This is a genomic window from Arenimonas sp. (assembly GCF_022842045.1).
Classification (GTDB): Bacteria; Pseudomonadota; Gammaproteobacteria; order Xanthomonadales; family Xanthomonadaceae; genus Arenimonas.
Genome location: NZ_JALHQI010000015.1, coordinates 1 through 15,951, shown reverse-complemented (window position 1 = coordinate 15,951; position 15,951 = coordinate 1). Strand labels below are relative to the sequence as shown.

General features: G+C 70.8%; 14 protein-coding genes. 8 read left to right on the top strand and 6 right to left on the bottom strand.

The features are described from left to right. Nucleotides 1–16 precede the first annotated feature (16 nt). The 4 genes from Q0C12_RS05155 (at nucleotide 17) to Q0C12_RS05140 (ending at nucleotide 5,366) form a co-directional block, all read left to right on the top strand. Nucleotides 17–499 carry a hypothetical protein gene (locus Q0C12_RS05155; RefSeq protein ID WP_290887125.1) on the top strand — a complete coding sequence of 161 codons (483 nt, stop codon included), beginning with the start codon at nucleotides 17–19 and terminating at the stop codon, nucleotides 497–499. Nucleotides 500–504: 5 nt separating this feature from the next. Continuing rightward, nucleotides 505–2,376, top strand: a complete 1,872-nt coding sequence (locus tag Q0C12_RS05150) for a tetratricopeptide repeat protein (RefSeq protein ID WP_290887122.1) — start codon at nucleotides 505–507, stop codon at nucleotides 2,374–2,376. 82 nt (nucleotides 2,377–2,458) lie between these two features. Next, complete coding sequence (locus Q0C12_RS05145) at nucleotides 2,459–3,724, top strand: aspartyl/asparaginyl beta-hydroxylase domain-containing protein (RefSeq protein WP_290887119.1); 1,266 nt, start codon at nucleotides 2,459–2,461, stop codon at nucleotides 3,722–3,724. A 52-nt stretch (nucleotides 3,725–3,776) separates the two neighbouring features. Beyond that, the gene (locus Q0C12_RS05140) at nucleotides 3,777–5,366 is read left to right on the top strand and encodes a tetratricopeptide repeat-containing sulfotransferase family protein (protein WP_290887117.1); all 1,590 of its coding nucleotides are present in this window, start codon (nucleotides 3,777–3,779) and stop codon (nucleotides 5,364–5,366) included. A 226-nt stretch (nucleotides 5,367–5,592) separates the two neighbouring features. On the opposite strand, the gene Q0C12_RS05135 is transcribed toward Q0C12_RS05140, so the two are convergent. Together Q0C12_RS05135 and Q0C12_RS05130 are read right to left on the bottom strand one after the other, a co-directional pair. Then, nucleotides 5,593–8,514, bottom strand: coding sequence for a TonB-dependent receptor (locus Q0C12_RS05135; RefSeq protein ID WP_290887114.1), 2,922 nt, complete (start codon nucleotides 8,512–8,514; stop codon nucleotides 5,593–5,595). A 291-nt stretch (nucleotides 8,515–8,805) separates the two neighbouring features. Further along, entirely contained in the window at nucleotides 8,806–10,284 is a 1,479-nt protein-coding gene (locus Q0C12_RS05130) for a M20 family metallopeptidase (protein WP_290887111.1), read from the bottom strand. A gap of 216 nt (nucleotides 10,285–10,500) precedes the next feature. Here Q0C12_RS05130 and Q0C12_RS05125 point away from each other — a divergent pair, with 216 nt between their 5' ends. The 4 genes from Q0C12_RS05125 to Q0C12_RS05110 all read left to right on the top strand — a co-directional run bounded on the left by Q0C12_RS05125 (nucleotide 10,501) and on the right by Q0C12_RS05110 (nucleotide 12,628). Continuing rightward, the gene (locus Q0C12_RS05125) at nucleotides 10,501–10,842 is read left to right on the top strand and encodes a helix-hairpin-helix domain-containing protein (protein ID WP_290887108.1); all 342 of its coding nucleotides are present in this window, start codon (nucleotides 10,501–10,503) and stop codon (nucleotides 10,840–10,842) included. 133 nt (nucleotides 10,843–10,975) lie between these two features. Further along, nucleotides 10,976–11,539, top strand: a complete 564-nt coding sequence (locus Q0C12_RS05120; protein WP_290887105.1) for a transposase — start codon at nucleotides 10,976–10,978, stop codon at nucleotides 11,537–11,539. Nucleotides 11,540–11,573: 34 nt separating this feature from the next. Further along, nucleotides 11,574–12,038 carry an SET domain-containing protein gene (locus tag Q0C12_RS05115; protein ID WP_290887102.1) on the top strand — a complete coding sequence of 155 codons (465 nt, stop codon included), beginning with the start codon at nucleotides 11,574–11,576 and terminating at the stop codon, nucleotides 12,036–12,038. Continuing rightward, nucleotides 12,038–12,628: a HutD family protein gene (locus tag Q0C12_RS05110; RefSeq protein WP_290887098.1), complete on the top strand. Its 591-nt coding sequence runs from the start codon at nucleotides 12,038–12,040 to the stop codon at nucleotides 12,626–12,628. The genes Q0C12_RS05115 and Q0C12_RS05110 overlap by 1 nt, the downstream gene beginning before the upstream one ends. 7 nt (nucleotides 12,629–12,635) lie before the next feature. On the opposite strand, the gene Q0C12_RS05105 is transcribed toward Q0C12_RS05110, so the two are convergent. From Q0C12_RS05105 to sufD, 4 genes are read right to left on the bottom strand one after another with little or no spacing between them, the layout of a single operon-like run. Further along, nucleotides 12,636–12,950: a non-heme iron oxygenase ferredoxin subunit gene (locus Q0C12_RS05105; protein ID WP_290887095.1), complete on the bottom strand. Its 315-nt coding sequence runs from the start codon at nucleotides 12,948–12,950 to the stop codon at nucleotides 12,636–12,638. After that, a complete protein-coding gene (locus Q0C12_RS05100) occupies nucleotides 12,947–13,471 on the bottom strand; it encodes a GNAT family N-acetyltransferase (RefSeq protein ID WP_290887209.1) in 525 nt (174 codons plus the stop codon). Before Q0C12_RS05100 ends, Q0C12_RS05105 begins: the two co-directional genes overlap by 4 nt. Before the next feature lie 59 nt (nucleotides 13,472–13,530). Then, nucleotides 13,531–14,763 carry a cysteine desulfurase gene (locus Q0C12_RS05095; protein WP_290887092.1) on the bottom strand — a complete coding sequence of 411 codons (1,233 nt, stop codon included), beginning with the start codon at nucleotides 14,761–14,763 and terminating at the stop codon, nucleotides 13,531–13,533. Continuing rightward, complete coding sequence (gene sufD, locus Q0C12_RS05090) at nucleotides 14,763–15,950, bottom strand: Fe-S cluster assembly protein SufD (RefSeq protein ID WP_290887089.1); 1,188 nt, start codon at nucleotides 15,948–15,950, stop codon at nucleotides 14,763–14,765. Before sufD ends, Q0C12_RS05095 begins: the two co-directional genes overlap by 1 nt. Between the last annotated feature and the right edge of the window lies 1 nt (nucleotide 15,951).

The following is a 15,951-nucleotide window of genomic DNA, read 5'->3' as shown; positions in this document are numbered from 1 at the left end:
TCCCAAGGAGCTCCCCGTGTCCTACTCCCGTGTGCGTTGGCTGGCCGCGCTGGCCCTGGTCGTCGCCTCTCCCGTGGCGCTTGCGCAAGGCCACGACTGTGCCAAGGTGCTCGACCCCGAGGATCGCCTGGCCTGCTATGACGCGGCCTTCCCGCCCGTGCGCGACGAGGCCGCCATCGCCGCCGCCGCCGCCGCGCGCCGCGAGAAGGCGCTGCAGGAGTTCGGCCTCGACGCCATGCAGCTGCGCGAGCGCTCGGCCGAGGCCGCCGGCGACGAGCTCCCGAGCCGCATCGAGGCCTCGATCACCGATGTCACCTACCGCGCCTCGGGCCAGCGCGTGGTCACGCTCGACAACGGCCAGGTCTGGCTGCTCACCGAGGCCACTTCGAAGGGCCCGCTCAAGCCGGGCGACCGCATCGCCATTCGCGCCGCCGCGCTGGGTTCGTTCGTGCTGGTCGCCCCGGGCCGCGCCACGCTGCGCGCCCGCCGCCTGAACTGACTTCCATGGCCACCGCCGAAAACGCCCAGGCCCTGGCGGCCGACCAGGCGCGCCAGCTCGAGCAGGTGTTCGCCCAACTGTCCGCCGGCCGCGTGCCCGAGGCGACCGGGCTCGCCCGCGCGCTGGTGCAGGGCGCGCCGCGCTCGCCGGACGCGCACCATGCCCTGGCCATGTGCCTGGGCGCCGCGAACCAGTTCGCCGACGCCGAACGGTCCTTCGAGGCCGCGCTGGCCCTGGCGCCCCGGCATCCGATGATCCTGGTGAACCAGGGCGCCACGCTGCGCCGCGCCGGGCGGATCGAGGACGCCATCCGCGCCTTCGGCGCCGCCGCGGCGGCCGCGCCCAACTTCGCCAAGGCCTGGATCGAGCTGGCGGCAGCCATGGTCGCCAGCGGCAAGCCCGGCCCCGCGGTGCCGGCGGCCGAACGCGGGTTGGCGCTGCATCCCGGGTCCAGCCTGGGTTGGCACGTGCTGGGCAGCGCGCAGCGCGCGCTGGGCGAGTTCGAAGCGGCGGAAGTGGCGTTCCGGCGCGTGGCCGAGATCGAGCCCGGCAATGGCCAGGCCTGGCTCAACTTGGGCGGCATGCTTCGCCTGTGCGGTCGCGCCGAGCAGGCGCTGGCGTGCTACGCCCGCGCCGAGGCGGCCGGTGCCAGCGGCCCGGAGCTGCTCGACGCGCGTGCGGGTGCGCTGCTCGACGCCGGCGAACCGGCGCAGGCCCTGGCGCAGGCGCTGCAGCTGAATCGACGGCACCCTGAGTTCGTGCCGGGCTACGGCACGCTGGGGCACCTGCTTTGGGAACACGGCGCGAGCCACGCGCCGGGCGTCGACCCGGCGGCGCATTTCCGCGCCGGGCTTGAGGCACAGCCGGGCAACGGCCCGCTGCGGGTGGCCTACTCGCAGTTCCTGATGGCCGCGAAGCAGCCCGAAGCCGCGCTCGAGCAGGTTCGTCGCCTGCGCGCCGACGAGGACCACCCGGTCTATGTGTCGCTGGAGGCCAACGCGCTCGAAGCGATCGGTCGCACCGGGGAGGCAGGCCGGCTTTACGCGCAGGCCTTCAAGGCGCTGGGCGATCGCGACCCGGTGTTCCTCAACGTCTACGCCCGCCACCTGCTGCGGGCGGGGCAGTGGGACCAGGCCGCGAAGATGGCGGAGGCGGCCACGGTGCTTGCCCCGGCCAACCAGGAGGCCTGGGCCTACCTGGCCACGGCCTGGCGCCTGCTGGACGACCCGCGCGAGCACTGGCTGTGCGCCTACGACCACCTGGTGGAGCTGGTGGAAGTGGAGCCGCCGCCGGGATACGCGGGCCAGGACGACTACCTCGCGGCGTTGCTGGCCACGCTGGAACCGCTGCACCAGGCTCGCCGCGAGCCCATCCTGCAGACGCTGCGCGGTGGTTCCCAGACGCCCGGGCGGCTGTTCGGTCGTCCCGATCCCGTGCTGGCCGAGGCCCAGGCCACCATCGCCCGTGCGGTCGAGCGCTGGCTGGCGCGGCTGCCCGCGGACGACAAGCATCCCTTCCTGTCGCGCCGCGCCGCGTCGCTGCGTTTCTCGGGCTCGTGGTCGGTGCGGCTTTGGTCGGCGGGCAGCCACGTCAACCACATACACCCCGAAGGCTGGATCAGCTCGGCCTACTACGTGTCGCTGCCGCCCTCGGTGCGCCAGCCGACCCAGGCCGATGGCGACGCCGGCTGCATCCAGTTTGGCCAGCCGCCGGTCGAGCTGGGCCTGGACCTGGCGCCGCGGCGCGTGATCCGGCCCATCCGCGGGCGCCTGGCCCTGTTCCCGTCCTACCTGTGGCACGGCACCGTGCCATTCCAGGACGAGCAGCCGCGCGTCACCATCGCCTTCGACGTGGCGCCGCGCGCACTCGCGCGCTGAGCGCCACCAGGAGCCGTCGCCGGCATTCGCGGTATCCTTCGGGGCCCCGTGGCCGTGGGCCCGGGGTGTCCAGGAGCCGGGAATGAATGACAGGGTGAAGTCGCTGGTGCAGTCGGCCGGACAGGCCGCCGCGCAGGGCCGCTGGGAGCAGGCCGAGCAGCTCTGGCAGCAGGTGCGCACGCTCGACCCGGGCAACGCGGCGGCGCTGCACAGCCTGGGCATGCACGCGTTCCGCCGCGGCGACCTGGCCGAGGCCGAGGGCCTGCTGCAGGCCGCGCACAAGGCGGCGCCGCGCGAGCCGATGATCCTGCTCAGCCTCGCCCACGTGCTTCGCGAGCGCGGCGACGAGGCGGGCGAACAGCGCGCGATCGATGCCTCGCTGGTGGCTGACGCTTACTTCCTGCCGGGCCTGCTGGCCAGGGGCAACCTGTACGAGCGCCGGGGTCGCCCCAAGCTGGCGGCCGAACAGTTCCGCAATGCGCTCAAGATCGCGCCGCCGGAGACAGCCTGGCCGCCCGCGCTTAGGCCGCAGCTGGAGCATGCGCAGCAGGCCGTCGAGGCGAACGCCCGCCGCCTGTCCGACTTCCTGGCCGAACGCACCGGCGCCGCGCTGGCGCGGCTGGATCCGGTGGAGGCGCAGCGCTTCCGCGAGGCCGGGGCGATCATCAGCGGCCAGGCCAGGCCCTATCGCTCCGAGTGCAACCGCTTGTACGTGCCCCGGCTGCCGGCGATCCCGTTCAGCGAGCGGCGCGACTTCGCCTGGGTGGAGGCGCTGGAGTCGCGCACCGCCGAGATCACGGCCGAGCTGCAGGGCCTGCTGGCGGAGCGGCAGGATGATTTCCGGCCCTACGTGGAGTGCGCCCCGGGCGCGCCGGTGAACCAGTGGCGCGAGCTCAACCATTCCACGCGCTGGAGCAGCTACTTCCTCTGGCGCGACGGCACGCCGGTCGACGAGCACCAGCAGCGCTGCCCCCGCACCACCGCGGCCCTGCGCGAAGTGCAGATGGCCGACATCGGCGGCCTGTGCCCGAACGCGATGTTCTCGGCGCTGGCGCCGCACACCCACATCCCGCCGCACCACGGCGAGACCAATGCCCGCCTGGTGGTGCACCTGCCGCTGGTGGTGCCGCCGGGCTGCCGCTACCGCGTCGGTTTCGAACACCGCACGTGGACCGTGGGCGAGGTGCTGATCTTCGACGACAGCATCGAGCACGAGGCCCGCAACGACGGCGACGAACTGCGCGTCGTCCTGATCTTCGACGTCTGGAACCCGCTGTTGTCGGCGGCCGAGCGGGACATGGTGCGGGCGCTGTCCGCCGCCACCCGCGAGTACCAGGGGCAGCCCTGAACCACGCCGGCGCCGCACGGCGCCACGCCATTCCAAAGAAAGGATGATCCACATGGTTGAGCAGAACACGGGCCCGGCGCTGTCGCCGCTCGAGCAGAAGATTGGCGAGGGCATGGACCTGCTGCGGCAGGGCAAGTTCGGCGAGGCGATGCGCCTGGCCACGGCGCTGTTGGCCGAGCATCCGGGCAATGCCCAGGTGCTGTTCCTGGCCGGCGAGATCCGCCTGGCCGCCGGCGACGCGGCGGGCGCGCTGCCCCTGGTCACCGCGGCCAATGCCGCCGCCCCGGGCCAGCCGCCGCTGATGCTCAAGCTCGCGCACGTGCTGCTGATGCTGCGCCGCCGCCAGGACGCCTGCACGCTCGTGGGCGAGGCGGCCAACATCGCCTACAAGGACGGGCGGGCGCTGTGGGCGCTGTCCAAGATCCCGGCTAATGCCGGCCAGCCGGCGCAGGCGCGCGAGCTGCTCGAGAAGGCGCTGGGCACGGGCTTCACCCATCCGGGCCTGCTGTACGACCTGGCGGCCGCGCTGTTCTTCCTGGGCGAAACCGAAGCCGCCGCCGCGCAGCTCGAGTCCCTCTTGGCGATGGCGCCCAAGGCGGGCGCCGCGCTCTATCTGCGCTCCACGCTGCGCACGGCCACCGAGGCCGGGAACCACGTCGCCGACCTGGAGTCTCGCCTGGCGGACGGTTTCGCCGAGCCGGCCTCCGAGGCGGCCTGTCGCTTCGCCCTGGCCAAGGAGCTGGAGGACCTGGGCCAGGATGCGCGCGCGATCGAGGAGCTCAACCGGGCCGCGGCGCTCAAGCATTCGACCCTGCGGCACGACCCGGCGGGCGAGCTTGCGGCGCTCGAGAGCGTCCGCACGGCCTGGACGCGCGAGGTGATGGCCAACGACGCGCCAGGCCATGACGAGGAGGGCGCGATCTTCATCGTCGGCATGCCGCGCACCGGCACCACCCTGGTAGAGCGGATGCTTGGCCGCCAGGGCGAGGTGGGCGAGGCCGGCGAGCTGCTCGACTTCGGCCAGCTGCTGGCCGCCGCGGCACAGCGGATGGCGGCCAGGCCGCCGGGCATGCCGCTGGCCGAGGCCTCGACCCGGATCGACTTCGCCGCGCTGGGCCGCGACTACATGGCCGGACTGCGCCAGGCGGCGCCCGGCCACCGCTTCGTGATCGACAAGATGCCGATCAACTACATGTACTGCGGCATGATCCGGAAGGCGCTGCCCAAGGCGCGCATCATCCACCTGGTGCGCGACCCGATGGATACCGGCTACGCGGTCTACAAGACCATGTTCAGCCAGGCCTATCCGTTCTCCTACGACCAGGTGGAACTGGCCGACTACTACGCGGCCTATCGCCGCCTGATGCAGCACTGGCACGAGGTGATGCCCGGCCAGGTGCTGGACGTGCGCTATGAGGAACTGGTGACCGATCCGGAGGGCCAGGCCCGCCGCCTGCTCGAGTTCTGCGGGCTGGCCTGGAACGACGACGTGCTCGCCCCGGAGGCCAGCGACCGCCCGTCCACCTCGGCCAGCGCCTCCCAGGTCCGGCAGCCGGTCCACACCGGTTCGGTCGGCAAGTGGCGCCGTTACGCCGACGGCCTGCGGGTGCTGAAGGACCGTCTCGCCCACCACGGCCTCTGAGCCACATTCGCATTAGGTGGCCGCGGGCGCCGCGGCCACCGCGGGAGCGCACGTCAGGCTCTACGGCGCCGGGGCCACCGCGGAAGCGAAGGTCGCTTTCTCCCCCGTGAAGCCTTGATGTCGGAGAAAGCGACCCTCGCTTTCCCGGTGACGACGGCGCCTGACGAACGGGCAAAAAAAAGCGGCGGGCCGAAGCCCGCCGCTTGAAGGTGACGCTAAGTGTTGCTTAGAACTTGAAGGTCACGCTGGTGAAGAAGTAACGACCAGCCTGGTCGTAACCACCCGGCGAGTTGCCGTTCAGCGGGGCCAGCGCGCCGCCAACCATCGGCGGCTCCTTGTCGGCGATGTTGTTGACGCCGACGGTGAACTCCGCGTACTCGCCGATGAACGCCGAAGCGGACAGGTCGAGGTAGTTGTACGCGTCGATACCGCCGCTGCCGCTGCAAGGCACGCCCGACGGAACCGGGGTGCCGACGGCGCAGGTGATGCGGTCGGCAATGATCGCGGCGCCGGTCTGCGGATCCTTGTAGTCCATCTCGCCGAAGTAGCGCCAGCGCAGGTTCACGGTGTACCAGTCACGCGAGAACCGCACGTTGGCGATGTGGCGCCACTCGGGCGACTGGCAGGCCGGGCTGATGATGCCCGCGCAGTCGTAGCTCAGGATCTTGTTGTTGTTCGGCAGCGGGGTGATTTCCTGCTCGAGCAGGTAGGTGCCCTGGATGCTGGTCGAGAAGCGACCGCCCAGCATGTCCCAACGGTAGTTCACGCCCAGGTCGATGCCCCGGAAGCTCTGCGAACCGAAGTTGCCGTCAACGTTGTTGATGTAGCCCGAGGTGTTGATGTCGCTACCGCGCCACAGGTCGCCGGTCAGCGGGTTACGGATGACCTGGTCGCACAGGAACGCATCGCCGGTCAGGGCGCAACCACGCAGGATGTTGTTGGCGCCGATCGGGTCCAGGGCCTCTTCGAGCTGGATGTCGAAGTAGTCGGCGCTGATCTGCAGGTTCTCGATCGGGGTGACGATCACACCGAAGGTGTAGGTGTCAGCCTTTTCCGGGAACTGGCTCGCGTTGCCGCCGATGAACTGGTTGTACTGCGCCGCCGGGTTGGCCGCGATCGAGCCGTACTGGGCCGCAGTCACGCCGGTGTTCTGGCACTGGGCCAGGCTGAACTCCGGGGTGGCGCCGGCGCACGGGTCGGTACCGGCCCACAGGCCGATGCCCTGCGGGGCGAACAGTTCGTTGATGTTCGGCGCGCGGATCGCACGGTTGTAACCGCCGCGGGCGCGAACCATGCCCATGTCGGCCGAGAAGCCGAGCTTGAAGGTGTCTTCGTTGCCCGAGTTGTCGTAATCCGACATGCGGTAGCCGAGGTCGAGGTTCAGGCTGTTGAGGAAACCAGCGTCGGTGACCAGCGGGACGATGGCCTCCATGAACACTTCGGACACCTTCGTGCCGCCCGCGACCGGCAGGGCCGGGCCGCCGGCACCGGCGAAGTTGCCGGCCTCGGAGTTGGAGTCAGCGCGGAAGTCGTAGGTCTCCTCGCGCCACTCGACACCGGCGACGAGCGAGATGTTCTCGCCGTTGGCCGAACCGAAGCCGAAGCCGGTGTCGCCGGTGACGTAGGCGGTGACCTGCTTCATGGTGGTGCTGGTGCGGTTGAAGCTCACACCGGCCAGGGCATTGGCAGCCTCGGCGGTGACGCCACCCGGGACCCAGACGTTGTACGGGATGCAGCCGTCGAACGAACCGGCCGGGCAGCCGAGCAGGCCGTCAACGATGCGATCGTTGAGGAAGTCGTTGAAGCCCTGGTTGCTGTTGGTGGTCTGGCCGTACAGGAACGAGGCGTTGTAGGACCAGTTGTCGTTCAGGGCGCCTTCCAGGCCGGCGAGGATGCGATACGAGGAGTTCTCGATCTCCTGCAGGCGCGGGCCGCCTTCGACGTTGCGCTTGGCGACGTAGACGCCGACCGGCAGGGCCGGGTTGAAGCCGAGGTCGGCGCAGAGCGAACCCAGGAACGGGGTGGCGCAGGTCAGGCCGTCGACAAGGGTGAAGAACGCACCGGACTCGGCGATCTGGATCGAGTCACGCTTGTTGACGTACATGAGCTCCATGTACGGCTTGAAGTGCTCGTTGATCTCGTACTTGATCGAGGTGCCGAAGGTGTAGCGCTCGTCAGGACGCTGGTAGTAGTTGATCGGCGCGTAGTTGTACGGAGCGCCGTAGGCACCCTGCCAGCTGCCGTCCGGATTCAGGCTGGCCGAGCTGCCGTCGAAGAAGGTCGGGTCGCCCGGGTCGGTCTGGAAGACGTAGAAGTTGCCGGTCGCGTTGGTGGCCGAGCCGCCGCAACCGGTGCCGGCCGCGTTCAGCGCGCAGGACGAATAGTCGCGCTCGCCCTGGAACAGCGGGTCGTTCTTGCGCCAGGTCAGCCAGGCCATCGCGTGGCCAGCGCCGTCGGCGAAGCTGCTGCCCATGGCGATGTCGACGTTCTTGGAGACGCCGTCGAAGCCGGAGTTGCCGGTCGGGTAATCGAAGCCACGGGCGTCGAGGCGGCCGCGGATGTACTCGTTGTCGTTCTTGTGCTGGTAGGCGTTGTAGCCCGCGGTGATGCTGACGCCTTCGAACTCGGTGTCGAGGACGAAGTTCACCACGCCGGCGATGGCGTCGGAACCGTAAACGGCCGAGGCGCCGCCGGTCAGGATGTCGACGCGGCTGACCAGGGCGGCCGGGATGATGGAGATGTCACGGACTTCGAACGCGCCCGGGGCCAGGCGGTTGCCGTTGACCAGGGTCAGGGTGCGGGCGGCGCCGAGGCCACGCAGGTCGACGGTCGGGTAACCGGTCGCACCGTTGTTGGCGAACGAGTCGAAGTAGGTGGCCAGCTGCGGGTACTGGTTGACGAGGTCGTCAACGCGGGTGGCGCCGGAGAACTGGAACTCTTCGCGGTTGATCTCGACGACGGGCGACGAGGCGGTGACGGTCTGGCTCTGGATGCGGGTACCGGTGACGACGATCGCGTCAAGGGTGGCGGCTTCGTCCTCAGTGCCTTCGTCCTGGGCGATCGCGGCGCCCGTGCTCATGGCGGACGCAGCACCCACGACGAGCGCGAATTTGATCGCGTCGCGGAGCTTGGTGGTCTTCAAGGTCATCTCTACTCTCCAAGTGGTTCTTGATTTGGCATGGGAGCCCGCCGCCGACGTGAAGCCACGCACCCCGGAAAACGGCAGACCCTCCGGACTATAAGCGGGCCGGTGGATTAATTAAAGTGTCGTTAAGGAAGCCGTCAAGAGCGTCTTCACGCGGCGCATTATCCTGAATAGAACGATGGGACTAGATTCCGCGGTCCACGTCCTGTTTTTCGCGAATCTGCCGTGCCGGCCCCGCAAAACTCGTGGGAGGGACTGAAGTCCCTCCCACAAGGGGTGCCGCGGGAACGGGGCTCAGCAGCAGCCGTGGTCGCCGAACTGGGCGGCGCCGGCCTTCACGCCCACGCCCTGGGTCTTGCCCTGCTCGCTGGCCACGTAGTGCTCGGCGATGACCCGGGCCACGGCGGCGGTGACCCGCTTGCCGGTGGGGATGTGCAGGAACTCGTTGGGGCCGTGGGCGTTCGAGTGCGGGCCCAGCACGCCGGTGATCATGAACTGGGCGCCCGGGAACTTCTCGCCCAGCATGCCCATGAAGGGAATGGTGCCGCCTTCGCCCATGTACATGGCCGGGGCGCCGAAGAACTCCTGGCTGGCGGTGTCGATGGCCTTTTCCAGCCACGGGGCCAGCAGGGGGGCGTTCCAGCCGGTGCTGGCCTTCTCGAGCTCGACCTCGACCTTGCAGCCGTTGGGTGGGTTGGCCTCGAGCACGCGCTTGAGGATGTCGCCGGCCCGCTTCGGCTCCAGGGTCGGGGGCAGGCGCAGGCTGAGCTTGACCGCGGTGTGCGGGCGCAGCACGTTGCCGGCGCTCGACAGCGGCGGCATGCCGTCCTGGCCGGTCACCGACAAGGCCGGGCGCCAGGTGCGGTTGAGCACCAGCTCGGCCAGGTCCGGGTTCATCGGGCTCATGCCGTCCAGGAACGGGAACTTGTCCCAGACCTCGGTGCCCAGCACTTCGGCGGCACGGCGGGCCTGGGCGATGCGCTGGTCGGGGATGTCCACGTACAGGTCCCCGACCAGGATCCTGCCGGTGGCCTCGTCCTCGAGCCGGGACAGCAGCTGGCGCAGGATGCGGAAGCTCGAGGGCACTATGCCGCTGGCGTCGCCGCTGTGCACGCCTTCGCTGAGCACGCTGACCTTGAGGTTGCCGCCGGCCAGGCCGCGCAGCGAGGTCGTGCACCAGAGCTGGTCGTAGTTGGCGCAGCCCGAGTCCAGGCACACCACCAGCGAGGGCTTGCCGATGCGCTCGGCCAGGTGGTCGACGTAGAAGGGCAGGTCGTAGCTGCCCGATTCCTCGCAGGCCTCGATCAGGATCACGCAGCGGCTGTGCGGCTTGCCCTGCTCCTTCAGCGCGCGGATGGCGGTGAGCGAGCCGAACAGGGCGTAGCCGTCGTCGGCGCCGCCGCGGCCGTAGAGCTTGTCGCCCTTGATCACGGGCTTCCACGGGCCGAGATCGTCGGCCCAGCCGGTCATCTCGGGCTGCTTGTCGAGGTGGCCGTAGAGCAGCACGCAGTCGTCGCCCTCGCCGGGCACCTCGATGAAGATCAGCGGGGTGCGGCCCTCGAGCTCGACCACTTCCACGGTCATGCCGGCGATCGGCTGCGCCTTGGCCCAGCCGGCGAGCTGCTTCACGGCGTCGTCCATGTAGCCGTTCTCTTTCCACTGCGCGTCGAACATGGGCGACTTGTTCGGGATGCGGATGTACTCGACCAGCTGCGGGACGATGTCGCCGTCCCAGGCGTCGGCGATGAAGCGGTCGGTCTTGGCGGTGTCCATGGGCGTCCTTCTTCCGGCGATGTGATGTCGGGATTTTACCCCCGATGGCCGTAGCCCTGCCGAAGCCCGGTAGGAAGGCGCCGACGCGGAGCGACGCGCGCTTCGCAGGCCGCCGGCCAACGAATGGCGATGGGGCAGGCGGCGCGCCTTGCCGAGACTGGCGCTGCCGGTGCGGGTTGACCGCGGCCGGCCCACCCATTCCCGAGAGGTATCGCCATGCGCAAGTCCGTTTCCCTGCTTTCCACGCTGCTGCTGTCGGCCTTGCTGGCCGGCGGCGCCCTTGCCGCCGAAAAGGTGGACATCAACTCGGCCGATGCGGCCACCCTCGACCGCGTGCTCGATGGCGTCGGCCCCAGCAAAGCCGAGGCGATCGTTGCGCACCGCAAGCAGCACGGCGCCTTCCGCAGCGCCGACGAACTGGCCGAGGTGAAGGGCATCGGCCTGTCCACGGTCGAGGCGAACCGCGATCGCATCACGGTCGGCGCCGGTGCCGCGGGTGCCAAGACGCCGCCGGCCGCGGACGCCGCCCCGAAGTCGCCGCCGCCGGCCGAAGGCTGAGTCCGCTGCCGTCCAGGGCCCGGTCTCGGCCGGGCCCTGCACGGCCTGCCCCGGCCACGAACGGGCGTCCTGGGCTCCGGCCCGGCGCTCGCCCCGGGCCGGCCCACTATCCCGGGTCGAAAGGAGGCCTTCGATGTCCGCGATCCTGCCGGCTTCGGCCCGGCCTTCCAGCGGCTACCGCGCCCGGCGGCTCGAGCATCGGTCGGTGCCGGGCAGAACCTACGTGCTGACGGTCAACACCTTATACAAGCGCCCGCTGTTCCGGGACCACGACGCCGCCCGGGCGGTCTGCCGGGTGCACACCGCGGCCTGGCCCTGGCGCGACGCCTGCCTGCTGGCCTGGGTGCTGATGCCGGACCACTGGCACGGCCTGGTGACCCTGGGCGAGCGGGACTCGCTGTCCACGCTCGTCGGCCGGTTCAAGGCCATCACCTCGCGCGCGGTCGAAGACCGGCATCGGGTGAATGGCTGGCTCTGGGGCCGCGGCTTCACCGACCGCGTGCTGGGCCCGAACGATGACCCGGTGGCGGAGGGCCGGCACCTCGTGGCCAACCCCGTGCGCGCCGGGCTGGTGCCGAGCCTCGCGGACTACGCGTACTGGAACGCGGCCTGGTTGCAGCCGGGCGACCTGGCGCCGGGCGAGGCCGGCGATGTCGCGGCGCGCCCCAGGGACGGCGACGACGTGCCATCGGGCTGAGTGCCGCGGGCAGGGCCTGCGCTAGACTTTGGCCATGATCCTGCCGCGCTACCGCATCGCTGCCTCCACCATTCCCGGCGCCGGCCGCGGCTTGTTCGTCGAGGAGGCGGTGGCCGCCGGGCGCATCGTGGTCGCGCCCGACAACATCCCCGGTACGCAGCGCTGGGACAGCATCCGCGCGCGGCCGGACGCGGCGGCTGCGATGGCCGCCGCGGTGCGCTGGTTCGAGGACCAGTGCACGGTGTCGCTGGACTGGCCGGACGAGTGCTACGTCAACCACAGCTTCGCGCCGAACGGCCTGTGGCACCTGGGCTTCATTTTCGCGGCGCGGCCGCTGCAGGCCGGCGAGGAGCTGACGGTCGACTACCGCCACCTGCTGCCGGAAGGCGAGGCGGAAGCGTTCCGCGATGCCGCCAGTGGCGAGGCCATCGTCGGTTTTTCCTGGGCGGAATCGCTGGCCCGCTCGACGCGCGAACTCGCCGCGCTGCAGGCCGCCTGATGCGCCTGCTGCACCTGCCTGCGCACGAATATCGCCGCGAACGCTGGCGCAACGAGCGCGGCTGGACCCGCGAGATCCACCGCCATCCCGAGGGCGCCGCCGACTGGCAGTGGCGCGCATCCATCGCCGAGATCGACCAGGACGCGCCGTTCTCGCCCTTCCCGGGCTGCGACCGCGAGCTGGTGCTGCTGGCGGGCGAGGGCATGCACCTGCAGTTCGAGGACGGCGAACGCGAGCGCGTGCCGATGATGCCGCCACACGATCGCCTGCGCTTCGCCGGCGAGCGCGCGCTGCACGCCGAGCTGGTGAACGGCCCGACCCACGACTTCAACCTGATCTGGCGCCGCGACGCGCTCGAGGCGACGCTGCTGCACCGGCCGCTGGTCGGCGCGATGGTCTTCTTCGCCGAACCGGGTGTCACCTGGCTGGTGCACCTGATGCAGGGCACGGCGCACGTGAAGGATCTCGCCCGTCCGCTGCGCCTGGCCCAGGGCGACAGTTTGCTGATGACCCACGATCCGGCCGGCCCTTCGCGCCGCATCCTCGACGGTGGCGGCGAACTCCTCCTCGCCAAGCTTTCCCCGGTGTAGGAGGGGCTCAGCGGTCGTCGCGGGTCCAGATGGCGCCGTCTTCGCGTTTGACCGGGAATTTCGGCACGGCCGCGTAAGCCGGGGCGCAAAGGGCCTCGCCGGTCCGCAGGTCGAAGCGGGCGCCGTGCAGGGTGCATTCGACCTGGTCGCCGTCGATCGGACCGGCGCTGAGCTCGAAGTCCTCGTGCGTGCACTTGTCCTCGAGCGCGTACAGCGCGCCGTCGAGGTTCACGACCAGGATCGGGGTGTCGCCGTCCCAGGCCACGCGCGACTCGCCAGGCAGCAGCTCGGACTCGGCGCAGACGCGCACCCAGGCGGTCACAGCGCCTTCTCCAGCACCTCGAAGCGCAGGTCGTCGCGCAGCGGGATGCCGAAGCGCTCGTCGCCGTAGGGGAAGGGTTTCTTGATGCCGGTGCGGCGGTAGCCGCGACGCTCGTACCACGCGATCAGCTCGTCGCGCACGTCGATAACGGTCATGCGCATCACCAGCATGCCGTAGTCGTCGCGGGCGATGCGTTCGGCCTCGGCCATCATCGCCTTGCCGACGCCGCTGCGCTGCAGGGTCGGCAGCACCGAGAACATGCCGAAGTAGCCGGCGCCATCCTCGACCGCCACGTGCGCGCAGGCCACCAGCGCGTCGCCGCGGAAGGCCAGCAGCACCTGGCTGCGCGGGCGCGCGACGTGCGCGAGCACGTCGTCGGTGTTGGTGCGGCGGCCGTCCAGCAGGTCGGCCTCGGTGGTCCAGCCGGCGCGGCTCACGTGGCCGCGATACGCCGACTCGACCAGGGCCACGATGGCCCCGGCGTCGGCCGGCGTGGCCGCGCGGAACCGGAGCGGTGGCAGCCAGCCGTTGCCGGCATCGCCGCCCCCGGCGTTCGCGCCCGCCGGATCTTTCTGCCAACTCATGCGAGCAGCTTCCTCACCTTTTCGATCGCGTCGCCCAGCGCCTCGATCTCGGCGTGGGTGTTGTAGAAGGCCAGCGAGGCCCGGCAGGTCGCCGGCACGCCGAAGTGCGCCATCAGCGGATGCGCGCAGTGGTGGCCCGACCGCACCGCGATGCCCTCGAGGTCGAGCAGCGTGGCCAGGTCGTGCGCGTGCGCGCCCTCGACCAGGAAGCTGATCACAGCCGCCTTGCCCGGCGCGGTGCCGAACATGCGCAGGCCCGGGATCGCCGACAGCCGCTTCTCGGCGAGCCGCAGCAGCGCCTGTTCGCGCGCTTCGATCTCGGCCATGCCGATCGCCTGCAGGTAGTCGACCGCGGCGCCCAGGCCGACCACGCCGGCGATGTTGGGCGTGCCGGCCTCGAACTTGTGCGGCGGGTCGTTGTAGACGGTCTTCTCGAACCGGACCTCGCGGATCATCTCGCCGCCGCCGAGGAAGGGTGGCATCGCCTTGAGGTGTTCGCGCCTCGCCCAGAGCCCGCCGGTGCCGGTCGGGCCCAGCATCTTATGGCCGGTAAAGGCGTAGAAATCGCAGCCCAGCGCCGGGATGTCGACGCGGCGATGCGGCGTCGCCTGCGAACCGTCCACCACGGTGATGACGCCGCGCTTGCGGGCCTCGCGGCAGATCTCGGCGACCGGGTTCACGGTGCCCAGCACGTTCGAGACGTGGGTGAACGCCATGAGCTTCACGTCGCCGGTGAGCTTGGCGCGGAGGTCGTCCAGGTCGAGCGCGCCCTCCGGCGTGATCTCCACGACCTTGATGCTGGCCCCGGTGCGTTCGGCCACCAGCTGCCAGGGCACGATGTTGGCGTGGTGCTCCATGCGCGTGAGCAGGAGGGCGTCGCCGGCCTTCAGTCGCGGCAGCGCGAAGCTGTAGGCGACCAGGTTCAGCGCGAACGTGGTGCCCGAGGTCAGCACCAACTCGTCGGCGGGCACGTTGAGGAAGCCGGCCAGCTTGGTCCGCGCGCCTTCGTAGGCTTCGGTCGCCTCGCTGCCCAGCGCATGCACCGCGCGCGAGACGTTGGCGTTGTGCTCGCGATAGAAGACATCCACCGCGCGAATCACCGACTGCGGCTTCTGCGAGGTGTTGGCCGAGTCAAGGTAGACCAGCGGCTTGCCGTGCACTTCCCGGGTCAGCACCGGGAAATCGGCGCGGATGCGCAGCCAGTCGGGCCGGTGCGAAGCGACGTTCATCAGGGGATGTCCTGGGCGTTGAGGCGGGCGGTGATGCGCTCGCCAAGGGATTTCGCCAGCTCGGCGTCGCCGAGCACCGACAGCGGCTCGCGCAGGAAGGCCTGCACCAGCAGCGCCCGAGCGAGCGCCTGCGGGATGCCGCGGCTGCGCAGGTAGAACAGCGCGGTCTCGTCGAGGCGGCCGACGGTGGCACCGTGCGCGGCCTTCACTTCGTCGGCGTGGATCACCAGCACCGGCTGGCTGTCGATTTCGGCGGCGTCGGAGAGCAGCAGGTTCTTGTTCGACAGGTTGGCGTCGCTGCCGTCGGCCCCGGCCTGGATCTCGATGCCGCCGTGGAAGACGGCGCGGCCGCGCTGGTCGGCCAGGCCGCGCCAGGGCAGCTCGCAGCGGGTGTCGCGCGCCTGGTGGCGGATGCCGAGGCGGGTATCGAGGTGGCGGCGGCCGTCGGCCAGCAGCACGCCACCGGCCAGCAGGGTGGCGCCGCTGCCCTGCAGGTCGACGTTGAGCTCATGGCGCGAGAGCGCGGCGCCTAGCTCGAGGTCGGCGCGGCGGTATTCGGCGCCGGCGGCGAGCACCGCGTCCGTGCGTGCGAACAGGCTGGCGCCGGCGTCCTCGGCCTGCACGCGGGCGTGCACCAGGCGGGCGTCGCGGGCCAGGTGCACGTGCACCACGTGGTTGGCGAGGTGGCGGTGGGCGCCGGTGCCGAGGTGGTGCTCGACCACGGTGGCGGCGGCGCCCGCGCGCAGTTCGACCAGGTGGCGCAGGTGCGCGGCGGCGTCGGCGGCGCCGGGCGCGCCGACGAACACGAGGTTCAGCGGCACCTCGGCGCGCACGCCCTCGGCCACCCGCAGCGAAACGCCCTCGAGCGCCAGCGCCGCGTTGAACTTCGCGAACAGCGCGTCGGCCTCGTCGAACAGGCGGCCGAACACCGCCACGGCGCGGGGGTCGTCGCCGGCCAGCGCTTGCGACATCGGCCGCAGCTCGACGCCCGCGGGCAGCGCATCGAGCGCCGACAGCGACGCATCGAAAACGCCGTTGACGAACACCAGGCGCGGCGCCGCGATCGCGGCCAGCGCGCCCGCATCCACGCGCGTCGCGGCCGGCGCCACGAAGCCGCGCGCCGACAGCGCACGCAGCGACGTGTATTTCCAGCGCTCGCTGCGCGGTCCCGGCAGGCCGGCGGCCAGC